This window comes from Streptomyces sp. NPDC091416, assembly GCF_044756845.1.
Lineage (GTDB): Bacteria > Actinomycetota > Actinomycetes > Streptomycetales > Streptomycetaceae > Streptomyces.
Genome location: NZ_JBIVTU010000002.1, coordinates 728,531 through 753,301, shown reverse-complemented (window position 1 = coordinate 753,301; position 24,771 = coordinate 728,531). Strand labels below are relative to the sequence as shown.

Here is a 24,771-nt window from a genome sequence, read left to right as displayed (position 1 = left end):
GACGCTCAAATCCGAATAACGATCGCGTCACCTGAACGGTCTTGTTTGCAGCGCCTGAACACCGTTGTCCGCTTTTTCCTGTGGTGTGCGCCACATAATGTCCGGTGGATCACCGATGCGCCCGTGATAAATCTTCACGATCACTCGGGGACGCCACCCCTGTTCCCGGGTAGACGCGACGAGTCCGGCAACCACCGGCAGCACTCCATCCATATCCGGGGGGATCAGGACCTGATCCGCAGCCGCAAGGCTCGGATCGGCGTGGAGAAAGGCGCAGCACATGACATCGCCGCAGGTCGACGACAAAGGACAGGGCCCGCACACCGCAGCCGCGGACGCCACCACATCCGCCGAGGGCTACCAGAGGGCACTCGGCGCCCGCCAGATCCAGATGATCGCGATCGGCGGAGCCATCGGCACCGGCCTCTTCCTCGGCGCGGGCAAAGCCATCGCCAAGGCAGGACCCAGCCTCATCCTGGCGTACGCCGTCGCGGGCCTGGTGATCTTCTTCATCATGCGGGCCCTGGGCGAACTCCTCATGTACCGGCCGGTCTCGGGCTCCTTCTCGGAGTACGCCCGCGAATTCGTCGGCCCCTTCGCGGGATTCGTCACCGGATGGACCTACTGGCTGTTCTGGGTCGTCACCGGAATCACCGAAGTCACCGCAGCAGCCCAGTACATGACGTTCTGGTTCAGCATTCCGCCATGGGTTTCCGCACTGATCTTCACGATCATCCTGTACGGCGTGAACCTGATCTCCGTGAAACTCTTCGGCGAACTCGAATTCTGGTTCTCGATGGTCAAGGTCACCGCCATCGTCGGCATGATCCTCATCTGCGCCGGAATCCTGACCCTCGGCTTCTCCGACGCCGGCGACACCGCGTCCGTCACCCATCTCTGGGCCGACGGCGGATTCTTCCCGCACGGCATCAAGGGCACCCTGATGACGCTGCAGATCGTGATGTTCGCCTTCCTCGCCGTCGAACTCGTCGGCGTCACCGCCGGCGAGTCCAAGGACCCCAAGACCGTCCTGCCCAAGGCCATCAACACCGTGCCCTGGCGCATCGCCGTCTTCTACGTCGGCGCCCTCGTCATGATCCTCTCGGTCGTCCCCTGGACCGCGTTCTCACCGGACGTCTCCCCGTTCGTCGAGGCCTTCGAGAAGATGGGCCTCGGCCTCGGCGCGGGCATCGTCAACTTCGTCGTCCTGACCGCCGCGCTCTCCTCCTGCAACTCCGGCATGTACTCCACCGGCCGCATGCTGCGCGACCTCGCGCTCAACGGACAGGGCCCGAAGTTCTTCACCCGGCTGACCAGGAGCGGCACCCCGCTGGTCGGCACCACGTTCTCCGCCGCCCTCATGCTCGTCGGCGTCTGGATCAACTACCAGTGGCCCGGTGACGCCTTCACCTACGTCGTCTCCTTCGCCACCATCTCCGGCATGTGGGCCTGGATCATGATCCTGGTCAGCCAGCTCCGCTACCGCCGCCTCGCCGACCGGGGCGACCTCCCGCAGTCCACCTTCCGGGCCCCCGGAGCCCCGTACACCAGCGTCTTCGCCCTCGCCTTCATCGGCGTCGTCGTCATCATGATGGGCATCGACAAGGACACCAGGATCTCGCTCTACTGCGCCCCGCTGTGGGCCCTGATCCTCGGCGTCTCCTACCTGGTCCTCAAGGCACGCAACCCCGGGAACAAGGCCTTCGCCGGCCGCTGAACCCCGGGCCTCCCCGAGGCCGGTCCCACGATGCGGGCCCCCGCGTACCACTCCTCGGTACGCGGGGCCCGTCGTCCTATCCTGGGCGCCATGCTGACCATCACCCAGGCCCTGTACGACCAGATCGTCGCGCACTCCCGCGCCGACCACCCCGACGAGGCGTGCGGCGTGGTCGCCGGGCCCGCCGGAACCGGCCGCCCCGAACGCTTCATCCCGATGCTCAACGCGGCCCGCTCGCCCACGTTCTACGAATTCGACTCGGCCGACCTCCTCAAGCTCTACCGCGACATGGACGACCGCGACGAGGAGCCCGTGATCGTCTACCACTCGCACACCGCGACCGAGGCCTACCCCTCCCGCACCGACGTCACGTACGCCAACGAGCCCGGCGCCCACTACGTCCTCGTCTCCACGGCCGACACGGACGAGGCCGGACCGTTCCAGTTCCGCTCGTACCGCATCGTGGACGGCGAGATCACCGAGGAGGACGTGCAGGTCGTCGAGGCCTACGCCGCCGCCTGACCTCGCCACCGGCCCCCGCCCACGGCACCCGGACAGGGCCGCCCACCCGGCCCTGTCCACCTGTCGAACGCCAACCATCCATCAGGTGAGATCACACTCCGGATCCCGGACCGGGAATCGATACGATGAGCGCATGGTTCCCCATGACGTGAGCGACAAGACGCCGGGCGCACTGCTCGTGGCGCGCCTGCACGTCGACCTGTGCCGACTCGCCAGCGCGATCTGTACGAACCACCGGACCGCCGGCCGCGAGGCCTGAGCCGGGCCCGAGGCCCGGCGCGCCGCCCCACCGGCCGCCACGCTCCACGTACCGACCCCTGCGCGGGGGCAGAGCCGCGCGCCCCAAGCCCACCGCCACCACTCAGCTTCGACAGGAGCCCACGCCATGGCCATCGAGGTCCGCATCCCGACCATCCTCCGCACCTACACCGACGGCGCCAAGGCCGTCGAAGGCAACGGGGACACCCTCGCCGATCTCCTCACGGACCTGGAGACCCGCCACACCGGCATCCGGGAGCGCATCGTCGACGGCGAGCAGCTCCGCCGCTTCGTGAACGTCTACCTCAACGACGAGGACGTCCGCTTCCTGGACGGCATCTCCACCAAGCTCAGCGACGGCGACAACATCACCATCCTCCCGGCCGTCGCCGGCGGCATGAACTGATGCGCCATGACAGCCCGCTCGCCGCAGTGGGCAACACCCCGCTCGTCCGCCTGCCGCGGCTGTCACCGTCGGACGACGTCCGCATCTGGGCCAAGCTGGAGGACCGCAACCCCACCGGCTCGATCAAGGACCGCCCCGCGCTCCACATGGTCGAGCAGGCCGAGAAGGACGGCCGGCTCACCCCCGGCTGCACCATCCTCGAACCCACCAGCGGCAACACCGGCATCTCGCTGGCCATGGCGGCCAAGCTCAAGGGCTACCGCATCGTCTGCGTGATGCCGGAGAACACCTCCCAGGAGCGGCGCGACCTCCTCGCCATGTGGGGCGCCGAGATCATCTCCTCCCCGGCGGCGGGCGGCTCCAACACCGCCGTCCGCGTCGCCAAGGAACTGTCGGCGGAGCACCCGGACTGGGTGATGCTCTACCAGTACGGCAACCCCGACAACGCCGGCGCCCACTACGCCACCACCGGCCCCGAGATCCTCACCGACCTCCCCTCCATCACCCACTTCGTGGCCGGCCTCGGCACCACCGGCACCCTCATGGGCGTCGGCCGGTACCTGCGCGAACACGTCGACTCCATCCAGATCGTCGCCGCCGAACCGCGCTACGACGACCTGGTCTACGGCCTGCGCAACCTCGACGAGGGCTTCGTCCCCGAGCTCTACGACGCCTCCGTCCTCACCACCCGCTTCTCCGTCGGCTCCGCCGACGCCGTCACCCGCACCCGCGAGCTCCTCCAGCAGGAGGGCATCTTCGCGGGCGTCTCCACCGGCGCCGCGCTGCACGCCGCGATCGGCGTCGGCAACAAGGCGGTCAAGGCGGGGGAGAGCGCCGACATCGTCTTCGTCGTCGCCGACGGCGGCTGGAAGTACCTGTCCACGGGCGTCTACACCGCGCCCACGACGGAAGCCGCGATCGAAACGCTGCACGGCCAGCTCTGGGCATAGCCGCCCACGCGCCCGCCCCCTACGCCGGGGGTCCCGGACCACACAGGTCCGGGACCCCCGGCGTCCGCCGTTTCCGGGGGCCCAATCAAGCCCCGCCGGCGTTTGAGGCGCGGGGTCCGGGGCGGAGCCCCGGTTACGGGAAGGGGTGGGGGGAGCAGAACAAGCCCGCCGCGGGCGCACCCTCAGCCGCGCCCCCGGGGGCGCCCCGCTTCCATCGAACCGGTGACAGCACAGGTGAGTTCCCCCACAACGGCACACTCCGAAGGAGCGACCACCTCTTTCGCGCCTTACGCTCAACAAACCGCTCAACGAACCGCACGAACCCTCCCCGTTCCCACGTCTCGGAGGTTCACGCTCCATGAAGCTCACCGTCGTCGGCTGCTCCGGCTCGTTCCCGTCCGCGGGATCGGCATGCTCGAGCTACCTCGTAGAGGCCGACGGCTTCAGGCTGCTCCTCGACATGGGCAACGGCGCCCTCGGCGAGCTGCAGCGCCACGTCGGTCTCTACGACCTCGACGCCATCTTCCTCAGCCACCTCCATGCCGATCACTGCATCGACATGTGCGCGTACTTCGTCGTCCGGTACTACCCGCCCGACGGCGGACGCCCGGCCCGTATCCCGGTCTACGGCCCCGACGGCACGGAGCAGCGGCTCACCACCGCCCACGCCGACACCCCGTCCGACCATGCGATGAGCGAGGTCTTCGACTTCCACACGCTGAAGCCCGGCTCGTTCGACATCGGCCCCTTCTCGGTCCGTACGGAGAAGCTCTGCCACCCCGTCGACACGTTCGGCATCCGCATCGAGCACGGCGGCAGCTCGCTCACGTACTCCGGCGACACCGGCACCTGCGAGGCCCTGGACGAGCTGGCGGAGGGCGCCGACCTCTTCCTCTGCGAGGCGTCGTTCGTGCACGGCAAGGAGGACATCCCGGACCTCCACCTCAACGGCCGTGAGGCGGGCGAGCTCGCCGCCCGGGCGCAGGTGGGCCGCCTGGTGCTCACCCACATCCCGCCGTGGACCGACGCCGACCGGAACCTCTCCGACGCCCGCGAGGTCTTCGACGGCCCGACGGAGCTGGCGGTGCCGGGCGCGGTGTACGAGATCTGAGGCGCGGAGCACGGAGCACGACGAAGCCCTCACCTTCCGCCGGGAAGGTGAGGGCTTCGGACTGTCGTGGGACGGACCCGGCTTACGCCTTGGTCAGGTCCTCGACCTCTTCCTCGGGCTCACGGCCCGGGGTGGTGAGGTTGAACTTGGTGATGGCGAAGCGGAACAGCACGTAGTAGACCACTCCGAAGACGAGACCGATCGGGATGATCAGCCACGGCTTGGTCGCCAGGTTCCAGTTCAGCGCGTAGTCGATGAAGCCCGCCGAGAAGGTGAACCCGGCGTGCACGCCCAGCGCCCAGGTGATGGCCATCGACAGGGCGGTCAGAACCGCGTGGATCGCGTAGAGGACCGGCGCGATGAACATGAACGAGAACTCGATCGGCTCGGTCACACCGGTGACGAACGAGGTCAGCGCGAGAGAGATCATCATGCCCATCACGGCCTTGCGGCGCTCGGGGCGAGCGGCGTGGGCGATGGCGATGGCGGCGGCCGGGAGGCCGAACATCATGATCGGGAAGAAGCCCGACATGAACTGACCCGAGGCAGGGTCGCCGGCGAAGAAGCGGTTCAGGTCGCCGTGCACGACCGCGCCCGTGGCGTCGGTGAAGTCACCCAGCTGGAACCACGAGACCGTGTTGACGAACTGGTGCATGCCCACGGGCAGCAGCGCGCGGTTGATCAGGCCGAAGAGTCCGGCGCCGAAGGAGCCGAGGCCCGTCATCCACTCGCCGAAGTTGGATATGCCCTCACCGATGGGCTCCCAGACCAGGCCGAAGAAGACACCGAAGATCACACCGACGAAGGCCATGATGATCGGGACGAGCCGGCGGCCGTTGAAGAAGCCGAGCCAGTCGACCAGCTTCTTGCGGTGGAACTTCTGCCACAGGACCGCCGATACGAGACCCATCAGGATGCCGCCGAGGACACCGGGGTTGTTGTACGTCGCCGCGGTGTCCGCGCCCTTCTGGATCACCGCTTCGGTGACCGGGAAGGCCTTGAGCACGTTGCTGTAGACCAGGAAGCCGACGAGCGCGGCCAGCGCGGTGGAGCCGTCCGACTTCTTGGCGAACCCGATGGCGACACCGATGCAGAAGAGCATCGGGAGGTTGTCGAAGACCGCGCCGCCCGCGGTGGCGAACACGGAGGCGACCTTGTGCCAGCCGAGACCGTCGTCGCCGAAGACGTCGGGCTGGCCGAGACGGAGCAGAATGCCCGCGGCCGGGAGCACGGCGATCGGCAGCTGGAGGCTGCGTCCCACCTTCTGCAGGCCCTGGAACACGCCGGAGCCCCGCTTCTTCGCGGGGGCCGCCGTAGCGGTGGCCGTACTCATCAACTTCCTCCAGTAGGCAAGGCGCCGCCAGGGACAGGGTGTTTGGGGTGGGCGACGACTCGAGAAACGCGCCGCAGAAACGGCGCGTGGTCTGGACCACTGAGTGGTGTAGACCAGTTGTAGCACGGTGAGGGTTAGATAAGGAACCTGCAATTTCCGACTACTTCGCAGCAGCCATCACGCACGCACAGTGACATGCCGAAAGCCCCCGGACCGGAGGGTCCGAGGGCCTTGGCCGAGCGGGGCGCACCCCGCTGATCAGCTACTTCGTCAGGTTCTTCTCGATCTCCTCCTCCACCTCGTCGGGCTCGCGGCCCGGCGTCTGGAGGTTGAACTTGGTGATCGCGAACCGGAAGATGACGTAATACACAGCGGCGAACGCCAATCCGATCGGGATGATCAGCCAGGGTTTCGTCGCCAGGCTCCAGTTGATGACGTAGTCGATGAGGCCGGCCGAGAAGCTGAAGCCGTCCTTCACCCCGAGCGCCCACGTCACCGCCATCGACACACCCGTGAGCACCGCGTGGATCGCGTACAGCAGGGGCGCGACGAAGAGGAACGAGTACTCGATCGGCTCCGTGATTCCCGTCACGAACGACGTCAGGCCGACCGAGATCATCATGCCGCCGACCGCCTTGCGGCGATGCGGCTTCGCGCAGTGGTAGATCGCGAGCGCCGCCGCCGGCAGCGCGAACATCATGATCGGGAAGAAGCCCGTCGTGAACTGCCCGGCCGTCGGGTCACCCGCCAGGAACCGGTTGATGTCACCGTGCACCATCGTCCCGTCCGGCTTGGTGTAGTCACCGAACTGGAACCAGACGAACGTGTTCAGGAACTGGTGCAGACCGATCACCAGCAGTGCGCGGTTGGCCACACCGAAGATGCCCGAGCCCGCCCAGTCCAGGTCCACCAGCCACTTCGAGAAGCTCGTCAGACCGTCACCGATCGGCTGCCACAGCCACGCACACAGGGCCGCGAAGAGCAGACCCACGAACGCCATGATGATCGGGACCAGCCGGCGGCCGTTGAAGAAGCCCAGCCAGTCGACCAGCTTCACCCGGTGGTACCGCTGCCAGAACCACGCCGACATCAGACCCATCACGATGCCGCCGAACACCCCGGGGTTCTGGTACTCGGCCGCCGTCACCTGCGCGTCATCCGTGACACACGTACCGAACCACGTACCGCCCGACGTGAACGTCGACCCGTCGGCGCAGTCCACCGGGAACGCGTGCAGCACCGCGTAGTAGACGAGGAACCCCGTCACCGCGGCCAGCGCCGTCGAACCGTCCGCCTTCTTCGCCATGCCGATCGCGACACCCACGCAGAACAGCAGCGGCAGGCCGAGCCCCGAGTCCAGCAGCGCACCACCGGCGGCCGCGAACACCTTGGCGATGTTGTTCCAGCCGAGACCCTCGTCGCCGAACACGTCCGGCTGGCCGAGCCGGTTCAGAATGCCTGCTGCCGGCAGGACGGCGATCGGGAGCTGCAGGCTGCGCCCCATCTTCTGCAGGCCCTGGAAGAGGCCGTTCCACCACTTCTTCTGTGGGATCGCTGCGCTGCTTGAGCTCATCGGCGTCCTCCCGGAACAGGCCACGTTTGGCAGGTGTTGCAGACTGGTGTAGACCAGTTGCGGTACGGTGCGGAGCCCGCCCGCAAGACAGGGCGCCGGTGATCGTCATCTTTGGTGATGGATCGGCTACTCGCTCGCGAAGTTGGGCCAACCGTGCGTTACCGTGACGAAACGGACCCAGGGTGGGCCGTCGCATGTACGTGAAGAACCAGGGAGAAGGCCATGGCCAGCAAGGCTGAGAAGATCGTCGCCGGGCTCGGCGGAATCGAGAACATCGAAGAGGTCGAGGGCTGCATCACCCGCCTCCGCACCGAGGTCATCGACCCGAGCAAGGTCGACGAAGCCGCGCTCAAGGCCGCCGGAGCCCACGGCGTCGTCAAGATGGGCACCGCGATCCAGGTCGTCATCGGCACCGACGCCGACCCCATCGCCGCCGACATCGAAGACATGATGTGACCCACCGCTGAACCCGACCGGGCCAACCGCCCGGACACACCGCAGGCCCCGCCCACCCGGACGGGGCCTGCGGCATGCCCGGGCCGCCGGCCCGCCACCCCCGGCCCGGACACCGACCACCCCCGGCCCGCCACCCCCGGCCCGGACACCGACCACCCCCGGCCCGCCACCCCCGGCCCGGACACCGACCACCCCCGGCCCGCCCTCAGCGCACCCGCACCGCCAGGATCGCCACGTCGTCCGACGCCTCGCCGTCACCCAGACACGCCTCCACCAAATACGCGCACAGATCACCCACATCCGAAGGCGCCGACAGCGCCGCCGCACGCAGCCGCTCCAGCCCCACCCCCAACTCCTCCCCGCGCCGCTCCACCAGACCATCCGTGTACAGCACCAGCAACGCCCCCGCAGGCAACTCGAACTCGTCCGCCTCCGCATCCCACTCATCCACCACACCCAGCGGCACCCCCTGCCCCGCACGCAGGAACCGCGCCCCCGAATGGTCCACCAGCAACGGCGGACAATGACCCGCCGACGCCACCACCGCCCGCCGCTCCCGCGGATCCACCGTCATGTACAACACCGTCGCCAGATCCGTCAGCGCCATGTCCTGACTCAAAGCATTCAGATCCGACAACACCGCCACCGGATCCTCACCCTCCACCAGCGCATAACTGCGCAACGCCGTCCGCAACTGCCCCATCGCCGTCGCCGCACGCAGCCCCTTGCCCATCACATCCCCCAGCGCCAGCCCCGCCTTCCCGCCCGGCAACGCCATCACGTCGTACCAGTCACCCCCCGCCTGCATCCCCCGCGCCCCCGGCAGACTGCACGCCGCGACCTGCACCCCCGCGATCTCCGGCAACTCCTGCGCCAGCATCGACTGCTGCAACGTCCCCGCGATCCGGCGCTCACGCTCGTACAGCAGATTGTTCTCGACCATCTGCCCCGCGAACCGGCAGTACGTCCCCACCAACTGCCGCTGCCGCAGCGTCGGCCGCCCCGGCTCCCGCCACGCCCACGCCACCACACCCAGCCGCCGGCCCGACGTGGTGCTCAGCGCCAGCGCGTACACCCGGCGGAACCCCGCCGCACGCCCCAGCTCACGCATGCGCGGCGAACACGACGGATCGGTCTCCACGTCCTCCACGATCAGCGCACCCCCCGCCGCCTCCGCCTCATCGACCAGGAACCGCCCCGGCGGCAACGCCTCCACCGCCTCACGCACCGACCGCACCTCCGCCGGCATCCCGTACAGCGCACGCGTCCGCATCGAACCGTCCTCGTCCCGCAGCCGCGCCACCCCCATGTCCGCCCGCAACAGCCGCGCACCCTCACCCAGAACCTGATGCAACGTCCCGTCCACACTGTCGTGATCCGTCAGCCGCTCCGCCAGGCCGTGCACCCAGGTCGCATCCTCCAACTGCTCGGCCAGCCTGCGGTTCACCTCGTCCAGATCATCGGCCGCCCGCCGCTGCTGCGAGACGTCATGCACGAACGCGACCGCCAGCGGCAGCTCACCCGGCCCGGAATCCAGCGGTACCGCACTGATGTCCAGCCACAGCGCCCGCGCACCCTCCGGCATGTACCGCACCTCGGCCCGCGCCGGACGACGCAGACCCAGCGCCACCCCCAGCGGCGACTCCGCGAACCGCAACGGCTCGCCGTTGCGGTCGCTGAAGAAAGTGGTCGCCCGGGCCAGCCCGCCCGGCTCCGACGGCACCGGCACCCCGAACAACTCCGCCAGCCGCCCGTTCGCGAACACCGTCGTCGCCCCCCGCTCGGCGGAAGCGATGACGATCCCATGCGGCGCACCCTCCAGCACCTGGACAGATGCGAGGTGGTCCGCCAGGGGCAGACGCGGCGCCGCGAGCCGCGGCCGGATTGTCTGACTCGAAGGGAACGCCATCAGGAACTTCCTGTGAGGAGAGACTTAGATACTAAAAGCTTAAGCAAGCTCACAGTAAAGACGGAAAGGCTGAAGGTCCCCGGACGACAGGCCAAAGGTCCCACCCACCGCCGGATAGGCTTCCGCCCATGTCTCGTATCGACGGCCGCACCCCCGACCAGCTCCGCCCCGTCACCATCGAACGCGGATGGAGCAAGCACGCCGAAGGATCCGTACTCATCTCCTTCGGCGACACCAAAGTCTTCTGCACCGCCTCCGTCACCGAAGGCGTCCCCCGCTGGCGCAAGGGCAGTGGCGAAGGCTGGGTCACCGCCGAATACTCCATGCTGCCCCGCTCCACCAACACCCGCGGCGACCGCGAATCCGTCCGCGGCAAGATCGGCGGCCGCACCCACGAGATCAGCCGCCTCATCGGCCGCTCCCTGCGCGCGGTCATCGACTACAAGGCCCTCGGCGAGAACACCGTCGTCCTCGACTGCGACGTCCTCCAGGCCGACGGCGGCACCCGCACCGCCGCCATCACCGGCGCCTACGTCGCCCTCGCCGACGCCATCACCTGGGCCCAGGGCAAGAAGATCATCAAGCACGGCCGCAAGCCCCTCACCGGCACCGTCTCCGCCATCAGCGTCGGCATCGTCGACGGCACCCCCCTCCTCGACCTCTGCTACGAAGAGGACGTCCGCGCCGAAACCGACATGAACGTCGTCTGCACCGGCGACGGCCGCTTCGTCGAGGTCCAGGGCACCGCCGAGGCCGAACCCTTCGACCGCAAGGAACTGAACGCCCTCCTCGACCTCGCCACCGCAGGCTGCGTCGACCTCACCCAGTTCCAGAACGACGCCCTCGCCCGCACCCTCGGCGAATAGATCCAGGTAAAGAAGCAACCAAGAACCCCCCGCACAGCGTCGATACGCATACGGGCGCACGGGTCGAACCGTGCGCCCGTCCATGTGTCCGCACCCGGGGAGGGACCCACCATGGCCACGCACCACCGCCGCCACCGCCGCACCGCACTGGCCATCACCGCCACACTGCTCACCGTCACCGCGGCAGCGGGCTGCAGCGCCCTCGACAAGACCCTCGACTGCGTCCGCACCGCCGACGCCATCGCCACCAGCGTCGACAACCTCCAGCAGGCCGTCGCCAACGCCTCCAGCGACCCCACCCAGGCCTCCGAATCACTCGACGAGATCGAGAAGGAACTCGGAAACCTCGGCGACAAGACCGACGACGCCGACCTCAGCAAGGCCGTCGACGACCTCCAGGCCGGCATCGGCAACGTCCGCGACTCCATCGACCAGGGCGACGCCACCCCCGACATCAGCCCCGTCACCGACGCGGCAACGGAGATCGGCAAGGTCTGCACCCCGTAACGACCCGACCCGGGCGCGGCGATAATCGACCCATGACCCGCCTCATCCTCGCCACCCGCAACGCCGGGAAGATCACCGAACTCCACGCGATCCTCGCCGACGCAGGCCTCACGTACGAACTCGTCGGCGCGGACGCGTACCCGGAGATCCCCGACGTCAAGGAAACCGGCGTCACCTTCGCCGAGAACGCGCTCCTCAAGGCCCACGCCCTGGCCCGGGCCACCGGCCACCCCGCCATCGCCGACGACTCCGGCCTCTGCGTCGACGTACTCGGCGGCGCCCCCGGCATCTTCTCGGCCCGCTGGTCCGGCACCCACGGCAACGACCCGGCCAACCTCGACCTGCTCCTGGCCCAGCTCTCCGACATCGACGCCCCGCACCGCGCGGCCCACTTCGCCTGCGCCGCCGCCCTCGCCCTCCCCGACGGCACGGAACGCGTGGTCGAGGGCCGCCTCCTCGGCACCCTGCGCCACGTCCCCGCCGGTGCGCACGGCTTCGGCTACGACCCGATCCTCCAGCCGGAGGGCGAGACGCGGACCTGCGCGGAGCTGACCCCGGCGGAGAAGAACGCGATCAGCCACCGCGGGAAGGCGTTCCGGGCGCTGGTGCCGGTGGTGCGGGAGTTGGTGGGGTGACGCGCTGATGCCCGGCCCCGTGAAGGGGCCGGGCATCAGCGTGATGTGTGCGCCCGGTCGGATTCGAACCGACACAAACACGACCACCTAAAGATCGCCGCTCACCAGTTGGCGTACGAGCGCATACTTGCGCCAAGCCTACCGCCTTATGGGGACCGGGCGGGCGCGATTGGAGAACGTAGCTGTTTGGCTGTGGCATGAAGGGCAGAGGTAGCGAAGGTTCTGGGAACGGTTGTCCAGTTTGTCGCCATTGATGTGGTCGATCTCCAGGACAAGACGCCGGCCCTGCCACACGTTGCCCAGGCCGCATTCGTCGCAACTCGGCGGCACTCCGGTCTCATCCAGCGCCCGTCGCAGCAGAACCGTCTTCGTGCGCGACGATCCCGGTGGGAGTTGCCGCAGAATCTCCGCACTCGTCTTGCGGGTGAGTGATGGGCGGCCGGAGTTGTGCCCCTGGCCGACGAAGTGGTCGGTGGAAAGCCCGTACGCTGCGATGCTGCGCCTGGCCTTCGCTCTTCCTGCCCCATTGAACGGGTGTAGGCCCATAGCACGCATTACTCCGGCCATGCTCTGTGATTCCGAGACTGCCCTGGACAGTTCCTCTCTGGGGAAGAACTGGTCGCACCTTCGGTTGACCGGCCTGCTGAAATGAGTGACGTCGATACGGAAGGCTTCGAGCCTTCGGGCGACATGGGAGTACAGGCTGTCATAGGGTGCGACCCCCATATAGTCCAGCATTTCGCGGATGCTGTGGGAGTTGGCTGCTGCCTCGCTGAGGATCGCCCGTGTGTACTTGCGTGGCGCCCGCGAGGGAAGTTCGTCGTTCGTGAAATGTGAACAGTCGACTCCGTAGTGCCTCAGCCTGATCCGCAGATACCGGAGGGCGCTCCTGGTGAGCGGAGCGTCGAGTCGGCGCATCAAGTCGACGAGGCTGTTCGCCTCGGCTGCCTTCCGGGTCAGCAGTTCGCTGGTGTACCGCGGCTTGGTCATCGGGCTGTCCGCCGCTTCCGACCTCGGTATGTGTCGGTGACCGCATGGCAGTTTGGGCAGAGAAGGCGAAGGTTCCCCGGTCGGTTGTCCCACCAGTCGGCGTTCACGTGGTCGACCTGGAGCCGGAGAGGTCTGCCGTTCCAGACGGCGGTAGTCCCGCACATCGCGCATTCTTCCGGTGTCCCCAGGGCGATGAGCTCCCGGCGGAGTCGTTCGCCGGATGTGCGCCCGTGTTCAGGTGAGTTCAGGACGAGAAGTTTTCGGGGGCCCTGTCTCGGCTGACGGGCAGGTGCCGTGAAATGTGCGGTGGCGATGCCCAGGGCGGAGATCCGGCGACTGATGTGCGTGTGGTTTCCCCCGACCGGGCTGATTCCCAGGTGGTTGAGAACACCTTTGATGCTGGTGGACTCGCTGACGGCTGTCCGCAGTCTCGCCTCGCTGTGGCGCGTTCCCCCCGTCGCGAAGTGGGAGACGTCTATGTTCCACTCCGCCGCCCTCGTCCGCAGGTAGCGCCGGCTTCCCCGCGTAGGCGTCCCCCCGCACCACCGCACAGCATCATTGGCGTTCGTCGTCTCGCGCGCTGCCTCTTCGAGCAGCTCTCGCGTATACCGAGCAGGCACGTTCCCCTCCGTATCCGGCCGCCCGTTCGCGGCCTCGTACGGAGTAACGAACCGTTTATCGGAGAGTCACGTCCGATATCCGACAAGATGCGGAATGGCCCGTCCCGCTTCGGCGGCAACCGAAGGGGGACGGGCCATTACCCGTATCGAGACGGTCAGAACTTCGGGTCCGGCGTCTGGGCCGCGACCAGTTCCTCCGCCTCCGCGCTCGTCTCCACCGACGGGGGCGAGCCCGCCAGCGGCTTGTTCGCGGTCTCCTTCATGCAGGCCACCGCGATCACGCCGACCAGGGCCGCCGCCATCGCGTAGTACGCCGGCATCAGGTTGGAGCCCGACCAGCTGATCAGGGCCGTGATGACCAGCGGGGTCGTGCCGCCGAAGATCGACGCCGACAGGTTGTAGCCCACCGACAGGGACCCGTAGCGGACGTTCGTCGGGAACAGAGCCGGGAGGGCCGCGGACATCGTGCCGAGCATGCAGACCAGGGAGAGGCCGAGCATCAGCATGCCGATCGCGATCGCCGGGATGCTGCCCTGGCGGATCAGGAGGAACGCGGGGAGCGAGAAGATCAGGAAGCCGAGCATGCCCGTCATCAGGAGCGGCTTGCGGCCGAAGCGGTCGGAGAGCTTGCCGACCTGGCTGATGATCAGCATCAGGAAGACCATGACGCCGAGCAGGATCAGCAGGCCGTGGGTCTCGCTGTAGCCCAGTTCGTCGGAGAGGTACGTCGGCATGTACGACAGCAGCATGTAGTCGGTGATGTTGTACGCGCCGACCAGGCAGATGCAGAGGATCAGCGTCGGCCAGTAGTCGCGGAAGATCTTGCCGAGGTCGCCCTTGGCGGTGGTCTCCACGCCGTCCGCCGCCTCGGTGGCGTGTGCGGTGCCGCCCTCCAGCTTCTGGAAGGCCGGGGTCTCGTCCAGGCGCAGTCGCAGGTAGAGGCCGACGAGGCCGAGCGGGCCGGCGACGAGGAAGGGGATGCGCCAGCCCCAGGCTTCCATCTGGGTGTCGTTGAGGAGGGCGTAGAGCGCGGTGACGAGGCCGGCGGCGCCGACGTATCCGGCGAGGGTGCCGAATTCGAGGAAGCTGCCGAAGTAGCCGCGTCGTTTGTCGGGGGCGTACTCGGCGATGAACGTGGACGCGCCGCCGTACTCGCCGCCGGTGGAGAAGCCCTGGAGCATCCGGAAGAGGATGAGGAGGATGGGGGCGCCGACGCCGATGGTGTCGTGGGAGGGGATGACGCCGATGGCGAAGGTGCCGACGGCCATGAGGATCATGGTGAGGGCGAGGACCTTCTTGCGGCCGATCTTGTCGCCCATCGGGCCGAAGAACATGCCGCCGAGGGGGCGTACGAGGAAGGCGACGGCGAAGGTGGCGAAGGAGGAGAGGAGCTGGGTGGTGTCGTTTCCTGACGGGAAGAAGACGTGGCCCAGGGTGGCGGCGAGGTAGGAGTAGATGCCGAAGTCGAACCACTCCATGGCGTTACCGAGTGAGGCCGCCTTGACCGCGCGCTTGACCGCCTGGTCGTCCGTGATGGTGATGTCCGTCCGGCGCAGCTTGGGGTTCTGGCGTTTTCGGATGGCACGGAAGAGGGCGGGGTGGCGTTTGACCGCTTCGGGGTCGGCCGCCTGATGGGGGTCGGAGGCCGCCATGGCCGGGTCCTTTCCTCGGTGGGTGTTCCAGGAAAGGCTTCTGCGCGGTCATGGCGGTTGCAAACCGATTCGCCTGCGGATTGGGATGTCCGTCACATGATTCGGCCGTTCGGCTCAATCTGTGAGGGGTTTTCGGCTGGTTTGGCCGGGTGGTCAGATGCCGAGGTCCTTGATGATCTTGGCGACGTGGCCGGTGGCGCGCACGTTGTAGAAGGCGTGTTCGACCTTGCCGTTCTCGTCGACGACGATCGTGGAGCGGATGACGCCCATCACCGTTTTGCCGTAGTTCTGCTTCTCGCCGAAGGCGCCGTAGGCCTCCAGGGTCTTCTTGGCGGGGTCGCCGACGAGGGTGACCTTGAGGTTCTCCTCGTCGCGGAACTGGGCGAGTTTCTCCGGCTTGTCGGGGGAGACGCCGATGACGTCGTACCCGGCGGTGGCCAGGAGGTCGAGGTTGTCGGTGAAGTCGCAGGCCTGCTTGGTGCAGCCGGGGGTAAGCGCACGCGGGTAGAAGTAGACGATGACCTTGCGGCCCTTGTGGTCCGCGAGCGAGACGTCGTTCCCGTCGGCGTCGGGGAGGGTGAAGGCGGGTGCGGTGTCGCCGGGCTTGAGTCGCTCGCTCATGGTTCTCCTCGTTGGTACGTGGGGTGTACGGGACCGAGCGTAATAGGGGTGCCGCCGGGTGCGGGAGCGGTCGAGCTGACAGACTGTCGATGAAGGTTTACCGGACGACGACCACGGAGGCGGCGCAGTGTCGGATGCCAGGACCCCTGCGCAGATCGAGGCGGACATCATCAGCAGGCGCGACCAGCTCGCGGTGGTGCTCGATGAGATCGGGGTGCGGGTGCACCCCAAGACGATCATCGGTGACGCGAAGGCGAAGGCGGCCGAGGCCGTGGACCGGACGGCCGGGCGGGCTTTCGTCGCGGTGAACCGGGCGGTGTCGGACGTGAAGGCGCAGTTCGTGTCCCAGGACGGTGCGCCGCGTCTGGAGCGGGTGATTCCGGCGGGGTTGCTCGTGGTGGGTGTGGTGGGTCTGGTCGTCGTGTCGAAGCGGCGCGGCAGGCGTTGACCCCCGGGGGCGTGCGCTCGCCTCGCGGCCGGGTAGGTTGCGGGGCGTGAGCGAGAACAGCGACGACAAGCTGCCCATCCGGATGCTGCACGACCGTGTGCTGGTCCGGTCCGATTCGCCCGAGGGTGAGCGGCGTTCCGGCGGTGGCATCCTGATTCCGGCGACGGCCGCGGTGGGGCGCCGGCTGGCGTGGGCCGTGGTGGTTGCCGTGGGGCAGAACGTGCGGACGGTGGAGCCGGGTGACCGGGTGCTGTACGACCCCGAGGACCGTGCCGAGGTCGAGGTGCGGGGTGTGGCGTATGTGCTGATGCGGGAGCGGGATCTGCATGCGGTGGCCGCGGACCGGTTCGAGGGTTCGGTGGATTCGACCGGTCTGTATTTGTAGCCGGATGGTGGTGTGTGGGGCCTGGTGACTGCGGTCACCAGGCCTTTTGCCTGTTCTTTGCTACGGTGGTGGGACCCCGACGAGACGCGCCGTACCGGGTTTCCGTAAAGACGACGCACCCGTGTTTGTCCGTGTGTTCTGTCGTCGGAGGTGCCGTCATGGCGTGGGTTCTGCTGGTGGTCGCGGGTCTGCTGGAAGTGGCCTGGTCGATCGGGATGAAGTACACCGAGGGGTTCACGCGGTTGTGGCCGAGTGTGTTCACGGGGCTGGGGATCGTGGCGAGCATGCTGTTGCTGTCGCATGCGGCGCGGACGCTGCCGATCGGTACGGCGTACGGGGTGTGGGTCGGTATCGGTGCGGCGGGTGCGGCGGTGCTGGGCATGGTGGTGCTGCATGAGCCGGTGACGGCGGCCCGGATCTTCTTCGTGTGTCTGTTGCTGGTGGCTGTGGTGGGGCTCAAGGCGACGTCGGGTCACTGACGTACGGGGGCGGTGGGGGCGCGGGTGCCGCGGGCGCCTTCGAAGAGGCCTCCGCCGCCTCCGTTGTCGTTCCCGCCGCCGTCCTCGCCGCCTGTGCCGCCTCCGGTGCCGCCGCCTCCGTCGCCGCCTCCGGTGTCCGTGCCGCCGTTCGTGAGTCCGCCGATGGGGGTGTCGGTGGTGCCGGGGGTGGTCTCGGGGGCGGACGGGGTGGTGGGCGGGGTGCTGGAGGACGTGGTGGGTGCGGTGCTGGAGGGGGTTCGGGAGGGTTGTCCGGTGGTGCCGGGTGCGGTGTTCTCGTCGCTGGGGAGGTCGGTCTCGTCGGTGCCGGGCTCCAGGTCGAGGCGGAAGTTGGCGACCGGGGTGCCGCGCAGCGCGGTGCGGGTGTACTGGGCCCAGGTCTGGGCGGGTGCGCCGCCGCCGTTGATACGGGGGAGGCCGAGTGCTCCGTAGAGGGATTTCTGGGCGCCGGTGTCGGGGTCCTGGCCCATGACGGCGATGACGGTGGCGAGGTCGGGGGTGTAGCCGGCGAACCAGGCGGCCCTGTCTTCCTCGGCGGTTCCGGTCTTTCCGGCGGAGGGGCGGCCCGAGCCCTGGGCGGCGGTGCCGGTTCCGCCGTCGACGACGCTCCGGAGGATCGAGGTGGTGGTGTCGGCGGCTTCGCGGGTGACGGTCTGTTTCGTGGTCCGGTCGGGGAGTGTGACGCTCTCGCCGTCCTTGGTGACCTTGTCGACGAGGACGTGGTTTCCGTGCCGGCCGTGGTCGGCGAGGGTGGCGTAGGCCTCGGTCATGTCGAGGACGCTGGCGGTGGAGGGGCCCAGTGCGATCGACGGCGATGCGGTGAGGTCGGGGGTGTCCCTGGGGATGCCGAGGTCGATGGCGGTGGTGCGTACCTTCTCGGGGCCGACGTCCTCGGCCATCTGCGCGTAGACGGCGTTGACGGATTTGTCGGTGGCGGTGCGGACGGTGATGGGGCCGTAGCTGACGTCGTCCTCGTTGGCGGGGGCGTATCCGGTGGGTCCGCCGGGTCCCTGGACCATGCGTTTGTTGGTGCCGTCGTAGATGGTGCTGGGTGTGATGCGGCGGCCGTCCTGGGTGGTGGAGCTGTTGGCGACGGCGGAGGTGAAGACGAACGGTTTGAAGGTGGAGCCGACCTGGTAGTCGCGGCGGGTCGCGTTGTTGACGTACTGGCGGGTGTAGTCGATTCCGCCGTACATGGCGAGGACGTGGCCGGTGGCGGGGTCGATGGAGGCGCCGCCGACGCGGACGTTGCGGTCGTCCTTGTTCTTCTTGCTGGTTTTGGACATGACGTTGTCGTCGACGGCTTCGACGAGGGCGTCCTGTTTCTTCTTCTCCAGTGTGGTGGTGATGCGGTAGCCGCGGGTGGCGAGGGTCTTCTCGTCGAGGATGTCGTTCTGGATCAGGTAGTCCTCGACGGCCTGGACGATGTAGCCGCGCTGTCCGGAGAGGCTGTTGGCGGGCTTGACGGGGCCGGGCAGGGGGAAGGTGAGGGCGGCGCGTTCGGTGGGGTCGAGCCATTCCTCCTTGACCATGCCGTCGAGTACGTAGTTCCAGCGGGCGAGGACGGCCGGCCTGTTCTCGGGGTGGGTGATGACGTCGTAGGCGCTGGGGGCGTTGAGCAGGGAGGCGAGGTAGGCGCCTTCGGCGGTGGTGATGTCGCCGATGTCCTTGCTGTAGTAGGCCTGGGCGGCGGCCTGGATGCCGTAGGCGTTGCGGCCGAAATAGCTGGTGTTGAGGTAGCCCTCGAAGATCTGGTCCTTGGTCTCCTCGCGGTTGAGTTTGATCGCGATGAAGAATTCCTTGATCTTGCGGACGACGGTCTGTTCCTGGCCCAGGTAGTAGTTCTTGACGTACTGCTGGGTGATGGTGGAGCCGCCCTGTTTGCCCTTGCCGGTGAGGGTGTTCCAGCCGGCCCGGATCATCGCCTTGATGTCGACGGCGCGTTCGGAGTAGAAGTCGCGGTCCTCGGCGGCGAGGACGGCGTGCTGGACGGTGAGGGGGACCTGGGCGAGTCCGACGTTCTCCCGGTTGACCTCGCCGTCGCGGGCGATGACGCTGCCGTCCTTGTAGAGGTAGACGTTGGACTGGGCGGTGGCGCTGGCGTTGGCGGGCGGGATCTCGACGAGTTGGTAGCCGGCGATGAATCCGCCGATCAGGACCAGTGCGATGAGGAGGATCGCGCCGAGGACCATGCGCCAGGTGGGGATCGCGCGGCGCCAGCCGGTGCGTTTGGGGCGCTTGGGTTTTTTCTGCTTGCCCGTGCCCTTGGCCGGGGTGCCCTGTTCCGCGGGGGCGGCAGCGTCGGCAGACAGGTCCCTGGGGGTCCAGCCCGGGTCTGCCGGGTCCCCGTTCTGCTGCTGTGGCTCGTCGCTCATGTCGGTGCAGACTCCTCGGCCGCGGTCAGTTCCCCCATACTGCACTTTTCTGCGGAATATCCACCGGATCGACCGCGGAAAAGCGGTCGCGGCGGTTCCCCCGGCTGGACTAGGCTCCTGCGCTTTGGTGTCCGCGCACGGCGGGGCACCCCGATCGTGGGGGGTGGTTGTGGTGCGGCTCTATGCCGTGGTGGCGGCGGGCGGGTTCCGGCGCTATGCCACGTACCGGATCGAGACGGCCGCGGGGGTGTTCACCAACACCGTCTTCGGTTTCATTCTGGCGTACACGTATACGGCGCTGTGGGACGAGCGTCCGCAGCTCGGCGGGTACGACATGGCGCAGGCGCTCACGTACGTGTGGCTGGGGCAGGCGCTGCTGATGACGTGCGTGATGATGGGCGGCGGCTTCGAGGACGAGCTGATCGAACGGATCCGTACGGGCGATGTCGCGGTCGATCTGTACCGGCCGGTCGATCTGCAACTGTGGTGGCTGGCGGGTGACTTGGGCCGGGCCGCGTTTCATCTGCTGGGGCGCGGCATCGTGCCGATGATCTTCGGTTCGCTCGCCTTCGATCTGGCGATGCCCGGGTCGCCGGGGACCTGGGTGGCCTTCCTGGTCGCGGTGACGCTGGGGGTCGTGGTGAGTTTCGCGATCCGCTATCTGGTCGCGCTGTCGGCGTTCTGGCTGCTGGACGGGGCGGGGGCGGCGCAGATGGCGTTCCTGGCGGGGATGTTCTTCTCGGGGATGCTGCTGCCGCTGAACCTGTTCCCGGGGCTGCTGGGCGAGGTGGCGCGGGCGCTGCCGTGGTCGGCGCTGCTCCAGGTGCCGGCGGATGTGTTCCTCGGGAAGCACACGGGCTGGGGTCTGGTGCGGGTGTACGCGTTCCAGGCGGGCTGGGCGCTGGTGCTGCTGCTGGCGGGGCGGCTGTTGCAGTCGGTGGCGACGCGGAGGGTGGTGGTCCAGGGTGGCTGAGTCGGTGGAGTCGGCGGACGCGGGTGTGGGTGTGGGGCCCGGTGCGGTGTTCGTCCCGCGGTCGCGGCTGGTCGAGGGTGTGCGGGCGTACGGGCTGATCGTGGCGATGTGGCTGCGCTCGACGATGGCGTACCGGGCGTCGTTCGTGATGACGACGTTCGGGAATTTCGCGGCGACGGCGTTCGACTTCGTGACGATCCTGCTGATGTTCTCCCACATCGACGCGCTGGGCGGTTACACGCTGCCGGAGATCGCCCTGCTGTACGGGTCCGCGGGTACGGCGTTCGGGCTGGCGGATCTGCTGATGGGGTCGATGGACCGGCTGGGCCGGCGGGTGCGGGACGGCACGCTGGACACGCTGCTGGTGCGGCCGGTGCCGGTGCTCGCGCAGGTGGCGGCGGACCGGTTCGCGCTGCGCAGGCTGGGGCGGGTGTCGCAGGGGGCGCTGGTGTTCGGTTATGCGCTGGTGACGCTGGACATCGACTGGACGGTGGCGAAGGTGCTGATGGTGCCGTTGATGGTGCTGAGCGGTGCGGCGATCTTCGCCGCGGTGTTCGTGGCCGGGGCGGCGTTCCAGTTCGTGGCGCAGGACGCCTCGCAGGTGCAGAACTCCTTCACGTACGGGGGCGCCACGCTGCTCCAGTATCCGCCGACGGTCTTCGCGACGGATCTGGTCCGCGGGGTGACGTTCGTCGTCCCGCTGGCCTTCGTGAACTGGCTGCCGGCGCTGTATGTGCTGGGCCGGGACTATCCGCTGGGCCTGCCGGACTGGGTGGCGTTCCTGCCGCCGCTGGTGGCGGGTGCGTGCTGGGCGGTCGCGGGTCTGGCGTGGCGGGCGGGGCTGCGGGCGTACCGGAGTACGGGAAGTTGACGCGGGGCGAGCGGGAAGAGGCGGCGGACATGGGTGTGAGTGTGGACACGGATACGGACTTCATCGAGCTCGACGGGGTCGAGAAGGTTTTCGACGTCCGTCGCAGGACGGGTTTCCTGCGCAGCGAGCGGCGGGAGGTGCGGGCCGTCGACGGGATCAGTTTCCGGGTGGGGCGCGGTGAGATGGTCGGGTACATCGGCCCGAACGGGGCGGGGAAGTCGACGACGATCAAGATGCTGACGGGGATCCTCACCCCGAGTGCCGGTTCGCTGCGGGTGGCGGGCATCGATCCGTCCCGGGAGCGTACGAGGCTTGCGCAGCGCATCGGTGTGGTCTTCGGGCAGCGGACCACGCTGTGGTGGGACCTGCCGCTGCGTGACTCGTACCGGCTGATGCACCGGATGTACCGGATTCCGGATGACCGCTTCCGGGTCAACATGGACCGTTGCATCGCACTCCTCGATCTGGCGGAGCTGTTGGATGTGCCGGTGCGTCAGTTGTCGTTGGGGCAGCGGATGCGGGGCGACATCGCGGCGGCGTTGCTGCACGATCCGGAGGTGTTGTACCTGGATGAGCCGACGATCGGTCTCGATGTGGTGTCGAAGGCCAAGGTGCGTGGATTTCTGCGGGACTTGAACGCGGAGCGCGGTACGACGGTGCTGCTCACCACCCATGATCTGACCGATATCGAGCAGCTGTGCAAGCGGGTGATGGTGATCGACCACGGGCGTCTGATGTATGACGGTGCGCTCGCCGGGCTGCATGAGGTGGGGGAGAGCGAGCGGATGCTCGTGGTGGATCTGGAGCGTGAACTCCCGCCGATCGTGCTGGAGTCGGAGCATGCGGTGCGCACGGTGAAGGTCGAGGGGGTGCGGCAGTGGCTGGCGTTTCCGGCGTCGGCTTCGGCGGCGCCGCTGGTGGCGCGGATCGCGGCGGAGTACCCGTTGGTGGATCTCTCGGTGCGGGAGCCGGACATCGAGGCCGTGATCGCGAAGATGTACGCGTCGGCCTCCGGCCTGTAGTGCGGTGACGGGAGCTGAAGCGGTCAACAGGCTCCAATAGGCTGCGCGGTATGACAAGCGAACTTCCGGAGATGCGTGCCTCCGATGCCGAGCGTGAACGGGTTGCCGAGGTTCTGCGTGAGGCGGTGGCTGAGGGCCGTCTGCAGATGGAGGAGTTCGAGCAGCGGCTCGACGCCGCCTACAAGGCCCGTACGCACGGTGAGCTCGAACCGCTCGTCCGTGATCTGCCCGCCCCCGGTGGCGGGGCGGTGGCGCCGGCGGCCGCGGGGCAGCGGCCGCGGACGGGCTCGCTGGCCCGCTGGTCGGAGCGGGTCGGCAAGCCGGCCACGTCGAAGGGTGCTTTCGCGGTCTGGAGCGGGTTCTCCCGTCGCGGGAACTGGACGATCGGCCGGGTGTTCACCGCGTTCGCGATGTGGGGCGGCGGCGAGATCGATCTGCGCGAGGCGAACTTCGAGGGCGGCGAGGTGGTCGTCCGCTGCTTCGCGATCATGGGAGGCATGCAGGTGACGGTTCCGCCGGAACTGAACGTCGAGGTGCGCGGGATCGGCATCATGGGCGGTTTCGGGGAGCGCACGAAGGACGACGGGTTCCCCGCACCCGATGCTCCCCGGGTGCGGGTCACCGGTCTGGCGCTGATGGGCGGCGTCGGTGTGGAGCGTAAGTGGAGCAAGGCGGAGAAGCAGCGTCGTCGCGACGCGGAGCGGCAGCGGCTGAGCGGTGCGGAGCGTCCGCGGCTGGAGAAGGGCGACGACGGGCGTTAGCGCCCGGCGCCTCTCACAGCGCGTCCGACGACGGCTGGGCGCGCAGCAGGGAGGCCACGTTCACCAGGGAGCCCAGGCGCTGGTAGCCGTCGTCGTTCAGGTGGAGGTGGTCGCCGGAGTCGTAGGCGGGCAGCAGCCGGTTCGGCCGCGACGGGTCCCGGACCGCGAGGTCGAAGTCGAGGAACTCGTCGAAGACGCCGCCGGCCCGGATCGTCTCGTTGACGTGTTCGCGTACGGCGTTCCGGGCGGGGGTCCAGTTGCCGTGGCCCTCGTACGGCATCAGGGTCGCGCCGATGACCCGCAGCCCGCGGGTGTGCGCGCGCTCGGTCAGGGTGTGCAGGGCGTCCGTGATCCGTGCGGGGTCGCTTTCCTGGGGGAAGGACTGGATGTCGTTGATGCCGAGCGCGATGACGACGGTCTTCACTCCGGTGACGGCCAGGACGTCCCGGTCGAAGCGGTCCAGTGCGCGCGGTCCGACGTCGTTGAGCAGGATGCGGTTGCCGCCGATGCCCTGGTTGACGACCGCGTACCGGCCGGCCAGCCGGTCGGCGAGCACGTCGGGCCAGCGGCTGTTCGTGTCGGTGGTGGAGCCGCTGCCCGCGGTGAGCGAGTCGCCGAACGCCACGAGCGTCCCGGTGGCGGCCCTGCCCCGCACGTCGACGGCGGTGAGGTAGCGCCAGTCGGTGGTGGGCCTGGTTCCCTGGGGGCCCTCGGTGGAGGACGTCTGGTGGCTGTTGGGGTGGACGGTGACCGGGCCCCGCGCGGTGGGGGTGCGCAGGGTGACGACGAGATCGGTGTCGGCGGCGACGGGGGTGACGACGGGGTCGCTGACGATCTGTCCTCCGGCGGCGATCGTCACGTAGGCGGCCTTGCGGAACGTCACCGGGACGGCGTTCACGGTGACGTGGTCGACGAGCAGCGGCTGCGTACCGAACAGGTTGGAGAGGGTGATGCGGGCCGCCTCGCCGCCGATGCTGGTGTGCACGACGTTACGGATGGTGCGCAGGCTCGGGTCCGGGCCCTGCTCGGGGTCGGTCGCGCCGAGGACGGGCGCCGCGGCCCAGGTGGCGAGCCAGAGGCCGGTGGAGCGCGCCGGTGCGGCGGGGGTGCGGGCCACGCCCTGCGGGCCGGCGACGGCCACGGCCTTCGCCCGGGGCTCGGTGAACAGCAGCGAGCCGGTGAACGCCACGAGCGCGGCGAGCGCGGCGGTGCCCACCAGGAGGGCTATGAGCAGGGCGGAACCCTGGCGCCTGGGCATGGACGGTGTGTCTCCTCATTCGTTCGTGGGCCGGACCCATGATGCGGCAGGGCTC

At 68.5% G+C, this 24,771-nt stretch carries 25 protein-coding genes, 1 tRNA gene and 1 riboswitch; of the genes, 17 read left to right on the top strand and 9 right to left on the bottom strand.

The window, feature by feature from the left end; all coding sequences use genetic code 11:
• Positions 1–280 precede the first annotated feature (280 nt).
• The 6 genes from ACIQMX_RS10255 (at position 281) to ACIQMX_RS10230 (ending at position 4,964) form a co-directional block, all read left to right on the top strand.
• Positions 281–1,717 (top strand): amino acid permease, encoded by a 1,437-nt coding sequence (locus ACIQMX_RS10255; protein ID WP_363068188.1) that lies wholly within the window; start codon positions 281–283, stop codon positions 1,715–1,717.
• A 90-nt stretch (positions 1,718–1,807) separates the two neighbouring features.
• Positions 1,808–2,239: a Mov34/MPN/PAD-1 family protein gene (locus ACIQMX_RS10250; RefSeq protein ID WP_402476301.1), complete on the top strand. Its 432-nt coding sequence runs from the start codon at positions 1,808–1,810 to the stop codon at positions 2,237–2,239.
• A gap of 133 nt (positions 2,240–2,372) precedes the next feature.
• The gene (locus ACIQMX_RS10245) at positions 2,373–2,498 is read left to right on the top strand and encodes a putative leader peptide (RefSeq protein ID WP_363068192.1); all 126 of its coding nucleotides are present in this window, start codon (positions 2,373–2,375) and stop codon (positions 2,496–2,498) included.
• Positions 2,499–2,624: 126 nt separating this feature from the next.
• A complete protein-coding gene (locus tag ACIQMX_RS10240; RefSeq protein WP_148018887.1) occupies positions 2,625–2,903 on the top strand; it encodes a MoaD family protein in 279 nt (92 codons plus the stop codon).
• Positions 2,903–3,853 (top strand): cysteine synthase, encoded by a 951-nt coding sequence (locus tag ACIQMX_RS10235; protein ID WP_363068194.1) that lies wholly within the window; start codon positions 2,903–2,905, stop codon positions 3,851–3,853. Before ACIQMX_RS10240 ends, ACIQMX_RS10235 begins: the two co-directional genes overlap by 1 nt.
• A gap of 358 nt (positions 3,854–4,211) precedes the next feature.
• Positions 4,212–4,964, top strand: coding sequence for an MBL fold metallo-hydrolase (locus ACIQMX_RS10230; RefSeq protein ID WP_363068196.1), 753 nt, complete (start codon positions 4,212–4,214; stop codon positions 4,962–4,964).
• 82 nt (positions 4,965–5,046) lie between these two features.
• Here the strand turns inward: ACIQMX_RS10230 and ACIQMX_RS10225 are convergent, their stop codons facing one another.
• Both ACIQMX_RS10225 and ACIQMX_RS10220 read right to left on the bottom strand, forming a co-directional pair.
• A complete protein-coding gene (locus ACIQMX_RS10225) occupies positions 5,047–6,297 on the bottom strand; it encodes a PTS transporter subunit EIIC (protein WP_326661765.1) in 1,251 nt (416 codons plus the stop codon).
• A gap of 262 nt (positions 6,298–6,559) precedes the next feature.
• The gene (locus ACIQMX_RS10220; RefSeq protein ID WP_402476296.1) at positions 6,560–7,870 is read right to left on the bottom strand and encodes a PTS transporter subunit EIIC; all 1,311 of its coding nucleotides are present in this window, start codon (positions 7,868–7,870) and stop codon (positions 6,560–6,562) included.
• Positions 7,871–8,092: 222 nt separating this feature from the next.
• Here ACIQMX_RS10220 and ACIQMX_RS10215 point away from each other — a divergent pair, with 222 nt between their 5' ends.
• On the top strand, positions 8,093–8,326 hold the full coding sequence (locus ACIQMX_RS10215; protein WP_018517946.1) for a glucose PTS transporter subunit EIIB: 234 nt from the start codon (positions 8,093–8,095) through the stop codon (positions 8,324–8,326).
• Between the two features lie 205 nt (positions 8,327–8,531).
• Here the strand turns inward: ACIQMX_RS10215 and ACIQMX_RS10210 are convergent, their stop codons facing one another.
• Complete coding sequence (locus ACIQMX_RS10210; protein ID WP_363068200.1) at positions 8,532–10,235, bottom strand: GAF domain-containing SpoIIE family protein phosphatase; 1,704 nt, start codon at positions 10,233–10,235, stop codon at positions 8,532–8,534.
• A 128-nt stretch (positions 10,236–10,363) separates the two neighbouring features.
• Here ACIQMX_RS10210 and rph point away from each other — a divergent pair, with 128 nt between their 5' ends.
• The 3 genes from rph to rdgB all read left to right on the top strand — a co-directional run bounded on the left by rph (position 10,364) and on the right by rdgB (position 12,243).
• The gene (rph, locus tag ACIQMX_RS10205; RefSeq protein ID WP_363068202.1) at positions 10,364–11,101 is read left to right on the top strand and encodes a ribonuclease PH; all 738 of its coding nucleotides are present in this window, start codon (positions 10,364–10,366) and stop codon (positions 11,099–11,101) included.
• A gap of 111 nt (positions 11,102–11,212) precedes the next feature.
• A complete protein-coding gene (locus ACIQMX_RS10200) occupies positions 11,213–11,608 on the top strand; it encodes a hypothetical protein (protein ID WP_363068204.1) in 396 nt (131 codons plus the stop codon).
• Positions 11,609–11,640: 32 nt separating this feature from the next.
• A complete protein-coding gene (gene rdgB, locus ACIQMX_RS10195) occupies positions 11,641–12,243 on the top strand; it encodes an RdgB/HAM1 family non-canonical purine NTP pyrophosphatase (protein WP_363068206.1) in 603 nt (200 codons plus the stop codon).
• A gap of 48 nt (positions 12,244–12,291) precedes the next feature.
• On the opposite strand, the gene ACIQMX_RS10190 is transcribed toward rdgB, so the two are convergent.
• The 4 genes from ACIQMX_RS10190 to bcp all read right to left on the bottom strand — a co-directional run bounded on the left by ACIQMX_RS10190 (position 12,292) and on the right by bcp (position 16,126).
• Positions 12,292–12,366, bottom strand: a tRNA-Leu gene (locus ACIQMX_RS10190).
• A gap of 15 nt (positions 12,367–12,381) precedes the next feature.
• Positions 12,382–13,233, bottom strand: a complete 852-nt coding sequence (locus tag ACIQMX_RS10185; protein WP_363068208.1) for an HNH endonuclease signature motif containing protein — start codon at positions 13,231–13,233, stop codon at positions 12,382–12,384.
• 775 nt (positions 13,234–14,008) lie between these two features.
• Positions 14,009–15,505 (bottom strand): glycine betaine/L-proline transporter ProP, encoded by a 1,497-nt coding sequence (proP, locus tag ACIQMX_RS10180; protein ID WP_363068210.1) that lies wholly within the window; start codon positions 15,503–15,505, stop codon positions 14,009–14,011.
• Between the two features lie 153 nt (positions 15,506–15,658).
• On the bottom strand, positions 15,659–16,126 hold the full coding sequence (gene bcp, locus ACIQMX_RS10175; protein WP_363068212.1) for a thioredoxin-dependent thiol peroxidase: 468 nt from the start codon (positions 16,124–16,126) through the stop codon (positions 15,659–15,661).
• A gap of 127 nt (positions 16,127–16,253) precedes the next feature.
• Between bcp and ACIQMX_RS10170 the strand changes: the two genes are divergently transcribed.
• The 3 genes from ACIQMX_RS10170 (at position 16,254) to ACIQMX_RS10160 (ending at position 17,438) form a co-directional block, all read left to right on the top strand.
• Positions 16,254–16,574 carry a DUF3618 domain-containing protein gene (locus ACIQMX_RS10170; protein ID WP_363068214.1) on the top strand — a complete coding sequence of 107 codons (321 nt, stop codon included), beginning with the start codon at positions 16,254–16,256 and terminating at the stop codon, positions 16,572–16,574.
• Between the two features lie 46 nt (positions 16,575–16,620).
• Entirely contained in the window at positions 16,621–16,959 is a 339-nt protein-coding gene (locus tag ACIQMX_RS10165; RefSeq protein ID WP_363068216.1) for a co-chaperone GroES, read from the top strand.
• Between the two features lie 54 nt (positions 16,960–17,013).
• A riboswitch (guanidine-III (ykkC-III) riboswitch) is annotated at positions 17,014–17,079 on the top strand.
• Between the two features lie 38 nt (positions 17,080–17,117).
• Positions 17,118–17,438 carry a multidrug efflux SMR transporter gene (locus ACIQMX_RS10160; protein WP_018555875.1) on the top strand — a complete coding sequence of 107 codons (321 nt, stop codon included), beginning with the start codon at positions 17,118–17,120 and terminating at the stop codon, positions 17,436–17,438.
• On the opposite strand, the gene ACIQMX_RS10155 is transcribed toward ACIQMX_RS10160, so the two are convergent.
• Complete coding sequence (locus ACIQMX_RS10155; RefSeq protein WP_402476287.1) at positions 17,432–19,831, bottom strand: transglycosylase domain-containing protein; 2,400 nt, start codon at positions 19,829–19,831, stop codon at positions 17,432–17,434. The two genes, ACIQMX_RS10160 and ACIQMX_RS10155, sit on opposite strands and share 7 nt — an antisense overlap.
• 172 nt (positions 19,832–20,003) lie before the next feature.
• On the opposite strand from ACIQMX_RS10155, the gene ACIQMX_RS10150 reads away from it, so the two are divergent.
• From ACIQMX_RS10150 to ACIQMX_RS10135, 4 genes are all read left to right on the top strand, one after another.
• Positions 20,004–20,804 carry an ABC-2 family transporter protein gene (locus tag ACIQMX_RS10150; RefSeq protein ID WP_363068220.1) on the top strand — a complete coding sequence of 267 codons (801 nt, stop codon included), beginning with the start codon at positions 20,004–20,006 and terminating at the stop codon, positions 20,802–20,804.
• Positions 20,797–21,675 carry an ABC transporter permease gene (locus ACIQMX_RS10145; protein WP_363068223.1) on the top strand — a complete coding sequence of 293 codons (879 nt, stop codon included), beginning with the start codon at positions 20,797–20,799 and terminating at the stop codon, positions 21,673–21,675. The genes ACIQMX_RS10150 and ACIQMX_RS10145 overlap by 8 nt, the downstream gene beginning before the upstream one ends.
• A 29-nt stretch (positions 21,676–21,704) precedes the next feature.
• Positions 21,705–22,697 carry an ATP-binding cassette domain-containing protein gene (locus ACIQMX_RS10140; RefSeq protein ID WP_402476283.1) on the top strand — a complete coding sequence of 331 codons (993 nt, stop codon included), beginning with the start codon at positions 21,705–21,707 and terminating at the stop codon, positions 22,695–22,697.
• 71 nt (positions 22,698–22,768) lie between these two features.
• Positions 22,769–23,458 (top strand): DUF1707 domain-containing protein, encoded by a 690-nt coding sequence (locus ACIQMX_RS10135; RefSeq protein WP_363068393.1) that lies wholly within the window; start codon positions 22,769–22,771, stop codon positions 23,456–23,458.
• 13 nt (positions 23,459–23,471) lie between these two features.
• Here ACIQMX_RS10135 and ACIQMX_RS10130 read toward each other — a convergent pair whose 3' ends face one another.
• Complete coding sequence (locus ACIQMX_RS10130) at positions 23,472–24,716, bottom strand: SGNH/GDSL hydrolase family protein (RefSeq protein ID WP_363068227.1); 1,245 nt, start codon at positions 24,714–24,716, stop codon at positions 23,472–23,474.
• Between the last annotated feature and the right edge of the window lie 55 nt (positions 24,717–24,771).